The sequence below is a fragment of the uncultured Campylobacter sp. genome, from assembly GCF_938045535.1.
Taxonomy (GTDB): Bacteria; Campylobacterota; Campylobacteria; order Campylobacterales; family Campylobacteraceae; genus Campylobacter_B.
Genome location: NZ_CALIMQ010000004.1, coordinates 1 through 15823, shown reverse-complemented (window position 1 = coordinate 15823; position 15823 = coordinate 1). Strand labels below are relative to the sequence as shown.

Genomic DNA, 15823 nt, shown 5'->3' with positions numbered 1-15823 from the left:
GCTAATCCTTGATGAAATAATCGCCGTCGAAGCTTACGAGCGAGTATTTGCGCTCGCCCCCAAGCGCTTCTACGAGCTCAGGCACGCTAAGAAACGTGAGGCTATCGGCGCCTATAAATTTGCAAATTTCATCCGTGCTCATATTTGCGGCGATCAGCTCGCGCACGCTCGGCGTATCGATGCCGTAGCGCTCGGGATACTTTAGCTCCGGGCTTGCGATGCACATATGCACGTGCGCCGCACCCGCATGGCGCAGAAGCTCGACGATCTTTTTGCTCGTGGTGCCGCGCACGATGCTATCGTCCACGACGACGACGCTTTTGCCGTGCAGTGCCGCCGCGATCGGGTTCAGCTTGAGTTTGACCTTCAAATTTCGCACCTCTTGCGTAGGCTCGATGAAGGTGCGGCCGATGTAGTGGTTGCGCACGATTGCCATCTCGAAGGGCAGCTTGCTCTCTTGCGCGAAACCAAGCGCCGCCGGCACGCCGCTATCGGGCACGGGCACGACGAAATCGGCCTTTAGCTCTTTGCATTTTCGCGCGAGCGCCGCGCCCAGTTTTTTTCTGACCTCATATACGTTTTTGCCCTCTACGACGCTGTCGGGGCGCGCAAAGTAGATGTATTCAAACGCGCAAATTCTAGCCTCTGCGGCTTTTAAAATTTGAACCGAGCTGAACTCATCCTTGCCTTCTTCGAAGATCACCATCTCGCCGGGTTTCACGTCGCGGATGAACTCGGCTCCTACGAGATCGAAAGCACAGGTTTCGCTCGCGACGATGTAACCGCCGTCTTTGAGCCTGCCGATGCTGAGCGGACGCACGCCGTAGCGATCGCGCACGGCAAACATCTTCGAGCGGCTTAAAATCAGAAGCGAATACGCGCCCACACACTGTTGCAGTGCCTCGATGATGCGGTCTTTTAGATGCTCCTGCTTGCTGCGTGCGATGAGATGCAGGATATTTTCGGTGTCCATGCCAGATTGAAAGATCGCGCCCTCGCTTACGAGCTTACGGCGAATTTCGTCTTTATTGATCAAATTTCCGTTATGAACGATCGAGATCTCCCCTAGAGCGTAGTTGCCGGCAACGGGCTGTGCGTCCTTTAGACTGTCTGCGCCCGCGGTGCCGTAGCGGTTGTGGCCGATCGCGATGTTGCCTTTTAAAATTTCAAAACTCGCGGGACTAAAAACCTCCGTCACGAGCCCCGTGGCTTTGATCGTTTTGATGTGATGGTTGAAGCTTGAGCTGATGCCGCTTGCCTCCTGGCCGCGGTGCTGCATGGCAAAAAGCCCGTAATACGCGGTTTTAGCCGCACCTTCGGAATTTATGACTCCCACGATTGCGCACATTTTCTAACCTCTTAAATTTTATTTTTTAGAAATTTATCTATATTTTGTTTTATCATTGACGGCTTGCCGTCCGGCATTTTGCCGGCGCCTCATCAAATAGATCGGCTGAAATTTTAAACCTCTCGGCGATATTCGCTCCGCCTTTGGCGTAGCTGCCGAATAGCCCGACTTTGTAAATTCCAAAGATTTCAAGCTCGGGCTTGGGCTCGCGCAGAAAATTTAAAATTTCATCTTTGGTTGGCATTTTTTCCTCTTAAATTTAGCCGCAAAGCCTAGATTCCTAAGCAGTCGTCGATGCCGTAAAGCCCGCTATTTTGGGGCGCTAGCCATACCGCTGCCTTTATCGCGCCTCTGGCAAAGGTCGCGCGCGAAGTCGCTGTATGATTTAGCTCGACGAACTCGCCCTCGCCGTAAAACCCCACGGTGTGGCGCCCGACTATATCGCCGCCGCGCAGCGACATCACGGCGATCTCGTCCTTGCCGCGCTCGCCGATGAGCCCGTCGCGACCGCTTATGCGCACGTCCTTCAAGCTTAGCTCGCGCGCACTTGCGGCACTCCCGGCAAGGCTCATCGCCGTGCCGCTCGGGGCGTCTTTTTTGTGGCGGTGGTGCATCTCTAAAATTTCGCAGTCAAAGTCGCGCAGGCTCCTGCTGGCAAGCGCTACGAGTTTGTTTAGCACCGCGACGCCCAGGCTCATATTCGTAGCGTGCAGTACGGGCATCTTCGCGCCGCATTCGCGCAGTAGCCGCTCGCCCTCCTCGCCCAGAGCCGTCGTGCCGATGCAAAGCGGCTTTGGGTGCGAAAGCGCAAATTTCATTAAGCTTATCGCGCCGTCTCGGATCGTGAAGTCTATCACGACGTCACAGCCGCTAAAAAGCTCGTCGTAGCTGCTCGTTACGGCGCAGTTCGGCGTATAATCAAGCGGAGCGATAGTGTAGATCACGCTTGCTCGCGCCTGATCGAAATTTTTCAGGCACTCGTAGATCATCGTGCCCATTCTGCCGCTTCCGCCGTGAATTCCTATATTCATCATTGCCGCTCCTTAAATTTTAATCCGCTTAGTATAGCCAAATTTTGCTTACACTACCTCTCTACGCCGAGGCTTAGCGGGATAAAGCTGTTTTGTTTGAGCTCCGCTTCGCTCGGTTTTTTGATCTCTATGCGAGATGCGCTTACGCCGCGCTGCACGAGTGCCGCTTGCACGGCAGTCGCCCTGGCAAGGGCTAACTCATCAAGACGCGAACGGGTAAATTTCTGCGCGCTTATCAGCTCCTCCATCGCCTCATCGCCGCCGGATTTGATGCCGTATTTGATCTTAAGCGCCGCTATGGCTTCATCCGAGGAGAGGCCTTGTTTATTAGACATCAGCGTGAGGGTATTTTGCAGCGAGCGCCTTTTAAACTCGTGAGTATCGAACTTTTCGTTATACGCAGAGTTTAGGATGATCTTGAGTTCGGGCTTGGCTTTTGCGACCTTAGCTAAATCATCTATTTTAGAGTTTTCGCTGATTAAAATTTCACTGCTCGCCGCCTCAAAATCGATACTTTCGAGCTTTTTCGTATCTACGCCCGCGATCTTTCCCATAAATCTAAACGGGCTTAACACGATGTCGGAGAGCAGCTTTTTGACCGCGCCCCAAACCAGCGCGCCGTAGCTAAATTTCGGATCGCTCAGCGTGCCGCTTAGAGGCAGGCTAATATCGATCTGATCGTCGCTGTCCTTTAGGATCGATACCACTAGACCGATCGGAAGGCTCAGCGCGTCCTTGCTCGCTACCTCTTTGCCGAGCTCGAAGCGGTCTAAATTTAGATCATTGCTTGCGTTTAGCTTGCCATCGTCGATTTTGTAGGCAAGTTTTAAATTTAACTTGCCGCCCGCGATTTCATTGCCGATATATTTGGCGGTATAGGGCGATGCGGGCGCAAGTGGGATCTCCTTTAAAACGACGTTTATATCGCTTTTGCGTTTAAAATCCAGCGGATAGGCGCGCGCCGTGATGCTCGCTAGCCCGCTTCCGCTTACGAGCGAGCTAAGCTTGATATCCGCCGCTCGCTTCGGGCTGATCTCGCTGATGCTTGCTTTCATATCGCTGATGCGCAGTTTAAAGGGCGTTGCTAGGCTCTCGTCGGTGAAATTTAAACTTCCGCCGTTAAGCGAGATATTTTTTACGCTCCACGCAAAGTTTGCATTGCTTTTTGCGGGTCTGCTAGGCACAGCTTCGGTGGGCTTTGCAGTCTGCTTTAGCTGCGCGGCGGGCTTTATTAGCGAAGTTAAATTTAAACGCCTGCCTTTATTTAGCGAGATATTTGCCGCGGGTGAGCTAAGAGCGATCTTATTTAGCGTGAGAGAGTTTGGGCTCAGCGCGATTTGCGCGACATTTAGCGATGCAAGGGAGAAAATTTTATCCCTACCCGAGCTTAGCGCCAAGCCCTTGCCCGATAGCTTCGCTTCGAGCGAGAATGCGTTTGAAAGTTTCAGCTGCCCTTGCGTGGCGAGCTCGCCCGCGATGGAGCCTGTGATAAATTCCGCCATATATTTGTTAAAGACGCCCAAGTTCGGCGCATTTAGGCTAAAGTTCACGCCTACGTTAAGCGGCGCGATGCTAGCCTTGCCGTCCGCGCTAGCGGTGATTTCGCCCGTGATAAGGCTTGCTTTGATGCCGAAGGGCTCGGCGAAATTTGAGCTTAGCCCGCTTAGCGTGGCGCTGAAATCCTTGATCTCGTGCACGTTGTTTTTAACGATAAAGCTCTCGCTGATCTTGGCCTTTGCGCCCGTTACGGAGGCCTCGCCGATCTTAAATTTTAAAGCGGGGCTTTTGACGGGCTTTTTAGGATTTAAATTCGCGCCGCTTGCCGTAGAGTTTACATCCGTCGGGTTTGCATCGCCCGCGCTCGCCGTTTTTTTAAAGCTCGCGTGATTTTTAGAGATCGCGCTTAAAATCGCCAGATCGTTTATGCTTTTGGCGCCGTTAACGCCCACTTCCGAGTTGAAAAACGGTTCGTTTAGCAAAATTTTATCCACGCCCAGATCGAGATCCGCGACGTTAAATTTCACCCCTTGCACGCCGAAGCTTTCAAATCCACTAAAAATTCCGTTTTTGTTTGCGATTTTGGAGTTTGAAATTTTAGCAAACTCCAGGCTTACGCCGTTTTGCACGCCCTCCTTGTCGTAGCTAAACGCGCCCAGCTCGGTTGTGGCGAGTGAGATTTTATCGCTGCGCGCTAGTGTAATCTGCGTATCCGCGATACTGAAGGTGCCAAAACCCGTATGAAGGGCCGTATCGTTACCTTCGGCGTTAAATTTTAAAAAATTTCCCGTGATTTTAGTATCGTTTGAGACGACCGAAATTTGCGGGTTTGCAAAGCTTGAGCGGTTTAGATCTACGCTTTTTACGGCGGAGTTTAGCCGCAAGTTTGCCCCCGTTTTATTAAAATCCAGCGCAAAATCCGCGACCCGCGCGCCCTCAAAGCCCGTGGAAATTTTGGTTTCGCCCATATCGTATTTTGCGCCAGAAACTAGCACTTGCGGGATTACCACTTTGCCTGAAATTTCATTCGAAACGTCCGTATTCAGCTCAAAGCTCGGGATTTTCAGCGAGCCTAGCGAAATTAAGCTTTGATCTTGCAAAATTTCTAGGCTTTGCAGCTCGAGCTTTGAGTTTTCAAGCGCAAATTTTATATTTTCATCAAGGCTCAATCGGTAATTTAGAGTAGCGGAAAAGAAGCCGTTTTTAAACCGCACGCCGCTAGGATCGAGGTACGATAGCCAAAACGGATCAATTTTTAGCCGCGAGATATCTACCTTGCCGTGTAGACGAAGAGGCGCCAGGTCGATAGCTCCATCGAAGCTCAGCGCGTCGTATGTACGCGAAACGGCGCTTAAATCGTGCTCGCCGATCGTTTCGTCCTTTAAATTTAGCCCGTTGATCTCATAATTTAGCTCGGTCGAGATGAGCGAAAACGGCCTTTTCAGGGAGTTATCGACGTAGCCCAGAGAGCCGCGCTCGATCTTAAAATTATTCAGCGTGACATTGAAGCTGGAGTTTTCATCCTTGCTTTCGCTCTTTTGCTCCGAAAGTAACGGCTCGAAATTGAAGGTGCCGTTTTGCTCGCGCTCGACGTGGAATTTAGGCGATTTTAGGTGCAAAATTTCTACCGCGAGAGTCTTTTTAAAAAGCTTCGAAAAACCGATTTTTAAATTTATCTCATCGGCGCTAAACAGCGGCTTAAAGGTGCTAAGCTCCGGCTTGGTGACGTTTAGCTCGTAGGTAAAGGGGTTAAATTTGGCATCCTGCACGCTAAAGCTCGCTTTGCCTTCTAGAATTTTAGGCAGCGCCTTTTCGATAAAAAGTGGCACGCCGAAAAAGCCCGCAAGCACGTAAAATAGCGCAAATCCACCTACGCCACAAGCAAACTTACGCCAGTGTTTTATAAAAAAATTTTTCATTTTTCCGCTCATTAATTTTGATAGCGTAAAATTATATCCAAAAATTTCGTGCAAAGGGTTAAAATTTGCTGGTCCACATCTGCTGCTCGGTCGATTGCGATTATTTTTTGCGCCGCTTAAAAGAGCTCGCGCAAGAGCCGCTAATAGGCTATTTTTATGATCCCAACATCCACCCCTATGGCGAATACGTTCTTAGAATGCACGACGCGAAGCGGGTTTGCGAGAATTTAGGGATTAAATTTATCCCGGGCGAGTATGATTTGCAGGGCTGGCTAGACGGTGCGCGCGGGCTTGAAAACGAGCCCGAGAAAGGCGCGCGCTGCGAGTTTTGCTTTGATTTTCGCATGCAAAAAACGGCCGAGCTCGCGCTAAGTTTGGGCGAGCGCAAAATCACTACGACGCTTCTAATGAGCCCCAAAAAATCGCACTCTCAGCTTTGCAGCTCGCTGCAGCGCATTTGCGAGCGCTACGGGCTGGAGTTTATCGCGCCCGATTTTCGCAAAAACGGCGGCACGAACGAGCAGTTTGCGCTCGCGAAAAAAGACGCGCTCTATCATCAAAACTACTGCGGCTGTATCTATGCGCTTGCGGCACAGCGGAACGATCAGCGAAGGGCTGAGCGGAATTCTGGCGGAAGTCTGACGGCGGATTTGAAGCAAAATTTAGTCCAAGGCGCCGAAATTTACGAGCTAATGTCGTCTATCGATCGGCAAATCCTGCCCGCTTCGGTAGAGGAGAAGTTGAAATTTTATAAAAAACTTTGCTCGCTCGAAAAAAAAGGTGTGAAATTTAGCGTGCTGCGCGATCGATTTTTAAACTACCGCCTGCTGCGCGCATGGATTAAATTTGACGGCAAGGTCGCGCCTTCGTTTGTACTATTTGGCTCGCATTTTACGCGCGAAAACGTGAAGCTTAGCATAGAGCGCGAGTGCGAAATTTTTTGCAGTGACAAGGGCGAGATTAAAATTTTAAGCATGGCGAAATTTAACGAAATTTCAAGATCAAATTTCAAAAGCGTATCCGAAATGCTAAAAAACCCGCCGAGTCTCGCGCGCCAAAATAAAACTCGCGCCGCCCTGTGCGCTGCGGGCTCGCTCTCGCCGATCATCGTCACGGACGAGATAAGAGCCGCCAAAGTTCAAATTTACGGGCTCTCGCGCATATTTTTAGACGTTAGGGAAATTTTAGTAAGAATTTGATAAGATTCCAAAATTTCTAAAAAAGGCAGATCAATGATAGATATAAACGAAATCCTCTCCATCCTACCTCATCGTTTTCCGTTTTTGTTGATAGATCGCGTCGAAGAGCTCAGCATCGGCGAAAGTATCAAAGCCTATAAAAACGTAACCTATAACGAGCAGATCTTTCAGGGTCACTTCCCCGGCCATCCGATCTATCCGGGCGTAATGATAATCGAGGGCTTAGCGCAGGCGGGCGGCGTGCTGGCGTTTAAGAGCATGGAGAAAGACGGCGTCGATTTAAGCGATAAAGTCGTGTATTTTATGAGTATCGACAACGCTAAATTTAGAAACCCGGTCCGCCCCGGCGACAAACTTGAGTATCGTATCAGCGTAATCAAACATCGCGGACGCATCTGGGTGCTAAAGGGCGAAGCCTACATCAACGACGGCGCCACGCTGGCCGCGCAGGCTGAACTTCAAGCGATGATAATGGATAAATGATGGCTAAAGTTCACCACACGGCGATCATCGAGGACGGCGCGCAGATCGGAGCCGAGGTTGTGATCGAGCCGTATGCTTTCATAAGCGCACAGGCTAAAATCGGCGACGGCTGCACGATCAAGCAGGGCGCGCGCATCATCGGCGATACGCAAATCGGCGAGAACTCTAAAATTTTTTCATACGCGATCGTGGGCGAAATTCCGCAGGATATGAGCTTTGAGGATGGCGAGCGCACGGGGCTAGTCATCGGCAAAAACGCTACGATTCACGAGTTTTGCACGATTAGCTCGGGCTCGCATAAGGGCGACGGATTTACGCGCATCGGCGATAATCTCTTTATAATGGCGTATTGCCACATCGCGCACGATTGCGTGCTGGGCAGCAACATAATCCTAGCAAACAACGCTACGCTCGCAGGTCACGTCGTAATGGGCGATTATGCCGTTATCGGCGGGCTTACCCCCGTGCATCAGTTCGTCCAAATCGGCGAGAGCTGCATGATCGCAGGGGCTAGCGCGCTTAGTCAGGACGTGGTGCCGTTTTGTCTAGCCGAGGGAAATCGCGCCTATATCCGCGGGCTAAATTTAACGGGCATCCGCCGCCGCTTCGATAAAGAGACGGTCGAGACGATAAATCGGGCGTATAAATTTTTATTCAACCAAGGCGGGGGTTTAAAGGAGCAGGCGCAGATTTTATTAAACGAAACGAGCGATCAAAACGTGCGCAAGATGTGCGAGTTTATAATCAACACAAAACGCGGAATTCCGCTAGATAAAGGTAAAATTTAATGGCAAATAAGTGCAGTTTTTGCGGTGAAACGGGCGCGGACGGGCGTCGTATCTATCCTAACGACGACGGTACGGCGGCTATCTGCAGCTATTGTATCGATATGGCATATGCCGCTATCCACGGCAGCGAGGGCCAAAATGAGGCGGTACAAAATCAAAACAAAGAGATCGATTTCGAGGCCATCAAGCCAAAGGCGCTGATGGAGGTTCTAAACCGCTACGTCATCGGCCAGGAGCGCGCTAAGAAAATTTTTAGCGTCGGCGTTTACAACCACTATAAAAGAATTTTCAGGCAGACCGACGCAAAGGGCGACGATACCGAAATTTCAAAATCAAATATCTTGCTTATCGGGCCTACCGGCAGCGGTAAGACGCTTATGGCGCAGACCTTGGCGCGATTTTTGGACGTGCCGATCGCCATTAGCGACGCTACGAGCCTAACTGAAGCGGGTTACGTCGGCGAGGACGTAGAAAATATCCTCACCCGCCTTTTACAGGCCGCGGATGGCGACGTAGAAAAGGCGCAGCGCGGTATCGTATTCGTAGACGAGATCGATAAGATCGCGCGAATGAGCGAAAATCGCAGCATCACACGCGACGTAAGCGGCGAAGGTGTACAACAAGCGCTGCTTAAGATCATCGAAGGAAGCGTCGTAAATATCCCGCCGAAGGGCGGCCGCAAGCATCCAAATCAGGACTTCATCCAGATCGATACGACAAATATTTTGTTCGTCTGCGGTGGCGCGTTCGACGGGCTAAACGAGATCATCAACCGCCGCATCGGGCAGAACGTGTTAGGGTTTAACCAAACCAAGCGCAGTAAAAAAGAGAGTTTAAATTTACTAAACATGGTCGAGGCCGACGATTTGGTGCATTACGGTATAATCCCCGAGCTCATCGGGCGCTTGCACGTAGTGGCTACGCTAAACGAGATTGACGAAAAGGCGATGGTTAGAATTTTAACCGAGCCGAAAAACGCGATCTTAAAACAATATCAAAAGCTCTTTGCGATAGACGGCGCAAATTTAAAATTTGACGACGACGCGCTAAGAGAGGTCGCGAGCCTGGCGATAAAGCGCAAAACCGGTGCGCGCGGACTTCGCAGCATAATCGAGGAGATCATGATCGATATTATGTTCGATCTGCCTGAGCTTAAGGGCTATGACGTTATCATCTCGAAAGAGGTCGTAGACGGCGTCTCTAAGCCGATACTTGTAAAACAAAATTTAACTGCATAAAGGGGATAAATGTTACTTGATTCGATTCTAGGATTATTTTCTAGGGATATGGGTATTGATCTAGGCACGGCAAACACGCTTGTGCTGCTAAAAGATAAAGGCATCATCATCAACGAGCCGAGCGTCGTCGCTGTACAAAACGAACGCTACGGCAAGCAAAGAATCATCGCTGTGGGCGCCGAAGCCAAAGAGATGCTTGGGCGCACTCCTGGTGATATCGAAGCGGTGCGCCCGATGAAGGACGGCGTTATCGCGGATTTTGATATGACGGAGAAGATGATTAGGTATTTCATCGAAAAGACCCACAAGCGCCGCTTTTTCGTAAGTCCGCGCATCATCATCTCGGTTCCTTACGGGCTAACTCAGGTCGAGCGCAAAGCCGTGCGAGAAAGCGCGATGATAGCGGGCGCGCGTGAGGTTTATCTAATCGAAGAGCCGATGGCTGCAGCGATCGGTGCGGGACTTCCCGTAAATGAAGCGCGCGGCTCGCTGGTCGTGGATATTGGCGGCGGTACCACCGAGATCGGCGTCATCTCGCTAGGCGGCATCATCAGCGCCAAATCCGTTCGCGTCGCGGGCGATAAGATCGACGCTAGCATCGTTAACTACGTCAAAGAAAAATATAGCCTGCTTATTTCGGAGCGTGCGGCCGAGGAGATTAAGATCAAGATCGGTACGGCGGTGCAACAGCAAAAAGATCTTACCTACACGGTCAAAGGAAAAGACCAGATCAGCGGGCTTTTAAGCTCGGTCGATCTTACGAGTGAGGACGTTAGAGAGGCGATCAAAGACTCGATCAGAGAGATTGCGGACGCGTTAAAATTTGTCCTTGAGAGCATTCAGCCAGAAGTTGCCGCCGATATCGTCGAAAACGGCGTCGTGCTAACGGGCGGCGGCGCGCTCATTCGCGGATTGGATAAGTATCTAAGCGACACCGTAAAGCTTCCGGTTTTCGTCGCGGACGAGCCGCTGCTTTGCGTCGCAAACGGCACGGGAAAAGCCCTAGAAGAGATCAAATCGCTAAAACAAGCGGCAAATGACTAATCTCAAACTCCTCCTCGTCGCGGTTTTGCTGGTAGCCGTTTCGCTTACGTTCGGCTCGTATATCCACGGCAAATTTATCGGATTTGCAGGAGGAATTTTAGAGGTTTATTACGGCGTGAGTGATCGGGTAAAAAGCGCTGTGAACGAGCATTTTAACCAGGCAGAGACGATCAAAGCTCTACGAGAAGAAAACGCAGAGCTAAAAAAATCGGCGATGCTGCTTAGTACGTTCGCGGGCGAGCTGAATAAAATCTTGATCGATAAAAATAGCTCTGTTTATGAGCCCAAAGTTCAGCTCGTAAAGGCGTTGAGCTATGCAAATCTAAATGACTACAACAAATTCTTCGTAAATTTTGAAAATTTTAACCCAAACAAAATTTACGGCCTCATCAGCGAGGGCAAGACCGCGGGAATTTTAGTAAATAAAGACGGGCGTCCTCTTGCGATCTTACAGCGCGACGAAAAGAGCAACTTCTCCGTTTTCATAGGAGATACTCAAATTCCTGGCGTCGCAGGCGGCGAAAATAACGAGCTCGTAGTTAGATACATCCCGCAATGGCTCGATCCCAAGGTAGGTGATGAGGTACTTACCAGCGGCAAGGACGGGATTTTTTTTGCCGGCGTGCCGGTAGGAAAGGTTAAAGAAATTCAAAACGGGAAGCTATACAAAAGCGCCGTCGTAGAGCCCTACGTGAGCTCCGAGATGCCGGCGTTTTTGTATGTCGTTACAAAGGAAAATTGATGCCCAAAAGAGATGATATTAAGACGATTTTGCTGATCGGTAGCGGTCCGATCGTAATCGGCCAGGCGTGCGAGTTCGATTACAGCGGCACGCAGGCGGCTAAGACGCTAAAGAGCCTCGGATACCGCGTAGTGCTAATAAACTCTAACCCCGCTACCATTATGACCGATCCCGATTTTGCCGACGCCACCTATATCGAGCCGATCACCAAAGAGAGCATTTTGCGTATCATAAAGCGCGAGGGCGTCGATGCGATCCTACCTACGATGGGTGGACAGGTCGCGCTAAACGTCGCGATGCAGGCTTACGAAAGCGGCGAACTAGCGGGGGTGAAATTTCTAGGTGCCAACCCTGAAGCGATCAAAAAGGGCGAGGATAGGGTAAAATTTAAAGAAGCGATGATTAAGATCGGAATGGATCTGCCTAAATCCAAATACGCCTACAATATCGAAGAGGCGATGGCTGCGGCAAATGAGATCGGCTTTCCGCTCATTATCCGCGCTAGCTACACCCTAGGCGGCGCAGGCAGCGGCGTAGCGTATAATATCGATGAGTTTAAAGAGGTCGCGCAAAACGGGCTAGACGTGAGCCCGATAAATGAAATTTTGATCGAAGAGAGCCTGCTTGGATGGAAAGAGTTCGAAATGGAGGTGATCCGCGATCATAAGGATAATTGCATCATCGTCTGCTCGATCGAAAATTTCGACCCGATGGGGGTGCATACGGGCGATAGCATCACGGTTGCGCCCGCTCTTACGCTTACCGATAAAGAATACCAAGCGATGCGCGACGCGAGTTTTAAAATTTTACGCGAGATCGGCGTAGATACGGGCGGCTCAAACGTGCAGTTTGCGGTAAATCCGCAAACGGGGCGGATGATCGTCATCGAGATGAACCCGCGCGTAAGCCGCAGTTCGGCTCTTGCGTCTAAAGCCACGGGCTATCCGATCGCCAAGGTCGCTACGATGTTAGCTGTGGGCTTTAGCCTGGATGAGATTAAAAACGATATCACTGGCACGCCTGCGAGCTTCGAGCCGGTAATCGATTATATCGTGACTAAAATTCCGCGCTTTGCGTTTGAAAAATTCCCCGGCGCAAACCCGTATCTCGGCACTGCGATGAAGAGTATCGGCGAGGTGATGGCGATCGGGCGCAGCTTTAAAGAGAGCATCCAAAAGGCGCTGTGTTCGCTGGAGAAGGGCTACTTCGGCTTCGTGGAGCTAAATTTGAGCGAAAAGGATCTCATCTTCGGGCTTCGCAATGCGCAACAAGATAGAATTTTATATATCGCTCAGGGCTTTAGAGCGGGTATGAGCGTGGATCAAATTTACGAGCTTAGCAAGATCGATCGCTGGTTTTTGAGCCAGATCGAGCAGATCGTAAAATTTGAAGAGCGCATCGATATGGAGATCATCAACGACGCGGCGCTTCTAAGACAGGCCAAGAGTTGGGGCTTTAGCGATAAGATGATCGCAAATTTAATCAACAAAAAGGACAATCTAGGCCTTACGCAAAACGACATCCATTTTGCCTGCGCCAGACAGGGTATCGATCTTGAATACAACGAAGTAGATACCTGTGCGGGCGAGTTCGCGGCGCTTACTCCGTATCTGTACTCCAGCACCAACATAACTCCCGCCATCGCAAGCCATAAAATTTCAAAAGATAATAAAAAGGTCCTCATTATCGGCGGCGGTCCGAACCGCATCGGGCAGGGCATCGAGTTTGACTACTGCTGCGTGCACGCCAGCTACGCTCTGCGCGATATGGGCATCACCACGATAATGTATAACTGCAACCCCGAAACCGTCAGCACCGACTACGACACGAGTGATATTTTATACTTCGAGCCGATCGATTTCGAGCACGTTAGAGCGGTCATCGAGGCTGAAAGCCCGGACGGCGTGATCGTGCATTTCGGCGGCCAAACTCCGTTAAAGCTCGCCAAACGACTAAGCACCGTGGGAGCCAAGATCATCGGCACGAGTGCGCGCACGATAGACGTAGCGGAAGACCGCAAAAAATTTAGCGAGTTCATCGCAAGTATCGGCGTTAAGCAGCCGAAAAACGATACCGCCGTAAGCGAGGCAGAAGCGATCGAAAAGGCCGCTGCGATCGGTTATCCCGTACTCGTACGCCCTAGCTACGTGCTCGGGGGTCGCGCGATGCGGCGCGTACATAACGAAGCCGAGCTTAGGCAGTATATGAGCGAGGCGGTGCGCGTGAGCGATCATTCGCCGGTGCTTATAGATAAATTTTTACTTGACGCGACCGAGCTTGATGTCGATGCGATCTGCGACGGGCGCGACGTGTATATCGGCGCGATAATGGAGCATATCGAAGAGGCGGGCATTCACAGCGGCGATAGCGCGAGCATATTACCGCCGCTTAGCCTAAGCGCGGAGATGATCGATCTGGTAAGCCGCCAAACCAAAGAGATCGCGTTAAATCTCGGCGTCGTGGGGCTTATGAATATTCAATTCGCTATTTTTGAAAACGAGCTTTACATCATCGAGGTAAATCCGCGCGCGAGCCGCACCGTTCCGTTTGTAAGCAAGGCGACCGGAATTCCGATGGCAAAGGTCGCTACTCGCGTAATGTGGCAAGGGGGTCTGCGCGAGGCTTTGAAATTTTACGACGAATTCGGCGTGCTGATCGAAGAGAAGGGAATTTTAAAGCCGCGTATTAAAAACCATATCTGCGTCAAAGAGAGCGTCTTTCCTTTCAACAAACTTACGGGCGCGGATCTGATACTAGGGCCTGAGATGAAAAGCACCGGCGAGGTGATGGGTATCGGCGAAAATTTCGCCAAAAGCTTTGCTAAATCGCAAATCGGCGCAAGCAACGCACTTCCAAGCGGTGGCAAGGTATTTTTGTCGCTCGCAGATCACGACAAGCTGCGAGCCGTAGAGCTTGCACGCGCACTTACGGGCGCGGGCTTTAGCATCGCAGCTACGAGCGGCACTCACAAGCTACTGGGCGAAAACGGCGTGGAGTGCGAGTTTGTCTATAAAATCAGCGAGGGTCGCCCAAATATCGAGGACAAGCTCAAAAACGGCGAAATTTCGCTCGTCATCAACACCAGCGATAGTAAATCAAACTCTACCGACGCCGCGAAGATCCGCCAGAGTGTGCTGCGCTTTAGGCTGCCGTATTTTACGACGATGAAGGCGGCGATCGCCGCTACGCGCTCGATCTGCTCGATAAAGGACGACTCCGCGCTCGAAGTTAAAACGCTACAGGAGTATCTAAGCGGCAGGTAGCGCGAGCAGGCTTCCATTAGTATTTTGTGGTAATAAAATTTTAGAAAGTAAATTTTGTCGCTAAATTTAAAGTATGGGATGCGGAAGTTTACCGACAACATTCTTATTTTATATGCATAAAAAATTTAGGAGATACTATTAAATGAGCGAAGAGACACAACGCAAGGCCTTGCAAAACCAAATTTGGAGTATTGCAAATGAAGTAAGAGGCGCTGTTGACGGCTGGGACTTTAAGCAATACGTCCTAGGTACGTTGTTTTATAGATATATTAGCGAAAATTTTACGGATTATATAGAGGGCGACGACGGTGATTTTGACTACGCAAGCTTGCCCGACGATTCGCCGGTCCTTGATGCGATCAAGCATGATACTATTGTTACGAAGGGATATTTTATATACCCTAGTCAGTTATTTAAAAACGTCGTAAAAAATGCCGACAATAACGCAAATTTAAATACCGATTTAGATCAAATTTTTAAAAGTATCGAAGGTTCGGCATCCGGGTATGAGTCAGAGCAGGACATAAAGGGGCTTTTTGCCGATTTTGATACTACTAGCAACCGTTTAGGAAATAGTGTTACAGAGAAAAACAGGCGACTCGCAGCGGTTTTAAAAGGCGTGGCCGAGCTTGATTTTGGCGATTTTAAGGACAACCATATTGATCTTTTTGGCGACGCATACGAGTTTCTTATCTCGAACTATGCCGCGAATGCAGGCAAATCCGGCGGCGAGTTTTTCACTCCGCAAAATGTCTCAAAGCTCATCGCCGCACTTGCCATGCACGAACAAGAGCGCGTAAATAAAATTTACGATCCGGCATGCGGTTCTGGTTCACTACTTTTGCAGGCTAAAAAGCGTTTTGACAAACATGAGGTCGAGGATGGATTTTTTGGCCAGGAGATAAATCACACGACATACAACCTGGCGCGTATGAATATGTTTTTACACAACGTTAATTACTCTAAATTTCACATAGAGCTCGGCGATACGCTACTAGATCCAAAGCTTAGCGACGATAGGCCTTTTGACGCTATCGTTTCAAATCCTCCTTACTCCATCAACTGGATCGGTAGCGACGATCCGACGCTCATAAACGATCCTAGATTTGCTCCTGCGGGCGTTCTTGCGCCAAAAAGCAAGGCCGATTTTGCCTTTATCTTACACGCGCTTAGTTATCTTTCGGCAAAAGGCAGAGCCGCGATAGTTAGTTTCCCGGGCATTTTTTATAGAGGCGGTGCGGAAAAAAAGATCCGCGAATATCTCGTAAAAG

At 50.2% G+C, this 15823-nt stretch carries 12 protein-coding genes; 8 read left to right on the top strand and 4 right to left on the bottom strand.

All coding sequences use genetic code 11. The annotated features are described in order from the left end of the window. Position 1: 1 nt before the first annotated feature. The 4 genes from purF to Q0095_RS00135 are packed head-to-tail and all read right to left on the bottom strand — an operon-like array spanning position 2 to position 5795. Positions 2-1348 carry an amidophosphoribosyltransferase gene (purF, locus tag Q0095_RS00150; protein WP_297880247.1) on the bottom strand — a complete coding sequence of 449 codons (1347 nt, stop codon included), beginning with the start codon at positions 1346-1348 and terminating at the stop codon, positions 2-4. A gap of 52 nt (positions 1349-1400) precedes the next feature. After that, the gene (locus Q0095_RS00145; RefSeq protein WP_297880245.1) at positions 1401-1592 is read right to left on the bottom strand and encodes a nucleotidyltransferase domain-containing protein; all 192 of its coding nucleotides are present in this window, start codon (positions 1590-1592) and stop codon (positions 1401-1403) included. Positions 1593-1620: 28 nt separating this feature from the next. Continuing rightward, positions 1621-2382, bottom strand: a complete 762-nt coding sequence (dapB, locus tag Q0095_RS00140) for a 4-hydroxy-tetrahydrodipicolinate reductase (RefSeq protein ID WP_297880243.1) — start codon at positions 2380-2382, stop codon at positions 1621-1623. Between the two features lie 50 nt (positions 2383-2432). Then, entirely contained in the window at positions 2433-5795 is a 3363-nt protein-coding gene (locus Q0095_RS00135; RefSeq protein ID WP_297880240.1) for a DUF748 domain-containing protein, read from the bottom strand. 65 nt (positions 5796-5860) lie between these two features. On the opposite strand from Q0095_RS00135, the gene Q0095_RS00130 reads away from it, so the two are divergent. From Q0095_RS00130 to Q0095_RS00095, 8 genes are all read left to right on the top strand, one after another. Next, positions 5861-6994, top strand: coding sequence for an epoxyqueuosine reductase QueH (locus tag Q0095_RS00130; protein ID WP_297880238.1), 1134 nt, complete (start codon positions 5861-5863; stop codon positions 6992-6994). Between the two features lie 33 nt (positions 6995-7027). Further along, positions 7028-7477, top strand: a complete 450-nt coding sequence (gene fabZ, locus Q0095_RS00125) for a 3-hydroxyacyl-ACP dehydratase FabZ (RefSeq protein ID WP_295152775.1) — start codon at positions 7028-7030, stop codon at positions 7475-7477. Then, positions 7477-8265: an acyl-ACP--UDP-N-acetylglucosamine O-acyltransferase gene (gene lpxA / locus Q0095_RS00120; protein WP_297880236.1), complete on the top strand. Its 789-nt coding sequence runs from the start codon at positions 7477-7479 to the stop codon at positions 8263-8265. Before fabZ ends, lpxA begins: the two co-directional genes overlap by 1 nt. Continuing rightward, positions 8265-9503 carry an ATP-dependent protease ATP-binding subunit ClpX gene (gene clpX, locus Q0095_RS00115; RefSeq protein WP_297880234.1) on the top strand — a complete coding sequence of 413 codons (1239 nt, stop codon included), beginning with the start codon at positions 8265-8267 and terminating at the stop codon, positions 9501-9503. Before lpxA ends, clpX begins: the two co-directional genes overlap by 1 nt. A gap of 9 nt (positions 9504-9512) precedes the next feature. Continuing rightward, on the top strand, positions 9513-10547 hold the full coding sequence (locus Q0095_RS00110) for a rod shape-determining protein (RefSeq protein WP_005869818.1): 1035 nt from the start codon (positions 9513-9515) through the stop codon (positions 10545-10547). Beyond that, a complete protein-coding gene (mreC, locus tag Q0095_RS00105; RefSeq protein WP_297880231.1) occupies positions 10540-11289 on the top strand; it encodes a rod shape-determining protein MreC in 750 nt (249 codons plus the stop codon). The genes Q0095_RS00110 and mreC overlap by 8 nt, the downstream gene beginning before the upstream one ends. Further along, entirely contained in the window at positions 11289-14552 is a 3264-nt protein-coding gene (gene carB, locus Q0095_RS00100) for a carbamoyl-phosphate synthase large subunit (protein WP_297880229.1), read from the top strand. Before mreC ends, carB begins: the two co-directional genes overlap by 1 nt. 142 nt (positions 14553-14694) lie before the next feature. Next, on the top strand, positions 14695-15823 hold a 1129-nt coding region (locus Q0095_RS00095; protein ID WP_297880227.1), incomplete at its 3' end, for a type I restriction-modification system subunit M.

What these genes read in the sequence shown, in the direction of transcription:
- Q0095_RS00145 (WP_297880245.1), bottom strand. Translation starts at nt 1,592, where the DNA reads ATGCCAACCAAAGATGAAATTTTAAATTTTCTGCGCGAGCCCAAGCCC.
- lpxA (WP_297880236.1), top strand. Translation starts at nt 7,477, where the DNA reads ATGGCTAAAGTTCACCACACGGCGATCATCGAGGACGGCGCGCAGATC.
- carB (WP_297880229.1), top strand. Translation starts at nt 11,289, where the DNA reads ATGCCCAAAAGAGATGATATTAAGACGATTTTGCTGATCGGTAGCGGT.
- dapB (WP_297880243.1), bottom strand. Translation starts at nt 2,382, where the DNA reads ATGATGAATATAGGAATTCACGGCGGAAGCGGCAGAATGGGCACGATG.
- clpX (WP_297880234.1), top strand. Translation starts at nt 8,265, where the DNA reads ATGGCAAATAAGTGCAGTTTTTGCGGTGAAACGGGCGCGGACGGGCGT.
- purF (WP_297880247.1), bottom strand. Translation starts at nt 1,348, where the DNA reads ATGTGCGCAATCGTGGGAGTCATAAATTCCGAAGGTGCGGCTAAAACC.
- Q0095_RS00135 (WP_297880240.1), bottom strand. Translation starts at nt 5,795, where the DNA reads ATGAAAAATTTTTTTATAAAACACTGGCGTAAGTTTGCTTGTGGCGTA.
- mreC (WP_297880231.1), top strand. Translation starts at nt 10,540, where the DNA reads ATGACTAATCTCAAACTCCTCCTCGTCGCGGTTTTGCTGGTAGCCGTT.
- Q0095_RS00110 (WP_005869818.1), top strand. Translation starts at nt 9,513, where the DNA reads ATGTTACTTGATTCGATTCTAGGATTATTTTCTAGGGATATGGGTATT.
- fabZ (WP_295152775.1), top strand. Translation starts at nt 7,028, where the DNA reads ATGATAGATATAAACGAAATCCTCTCCATCCTACCTCATCGTTTTCCG.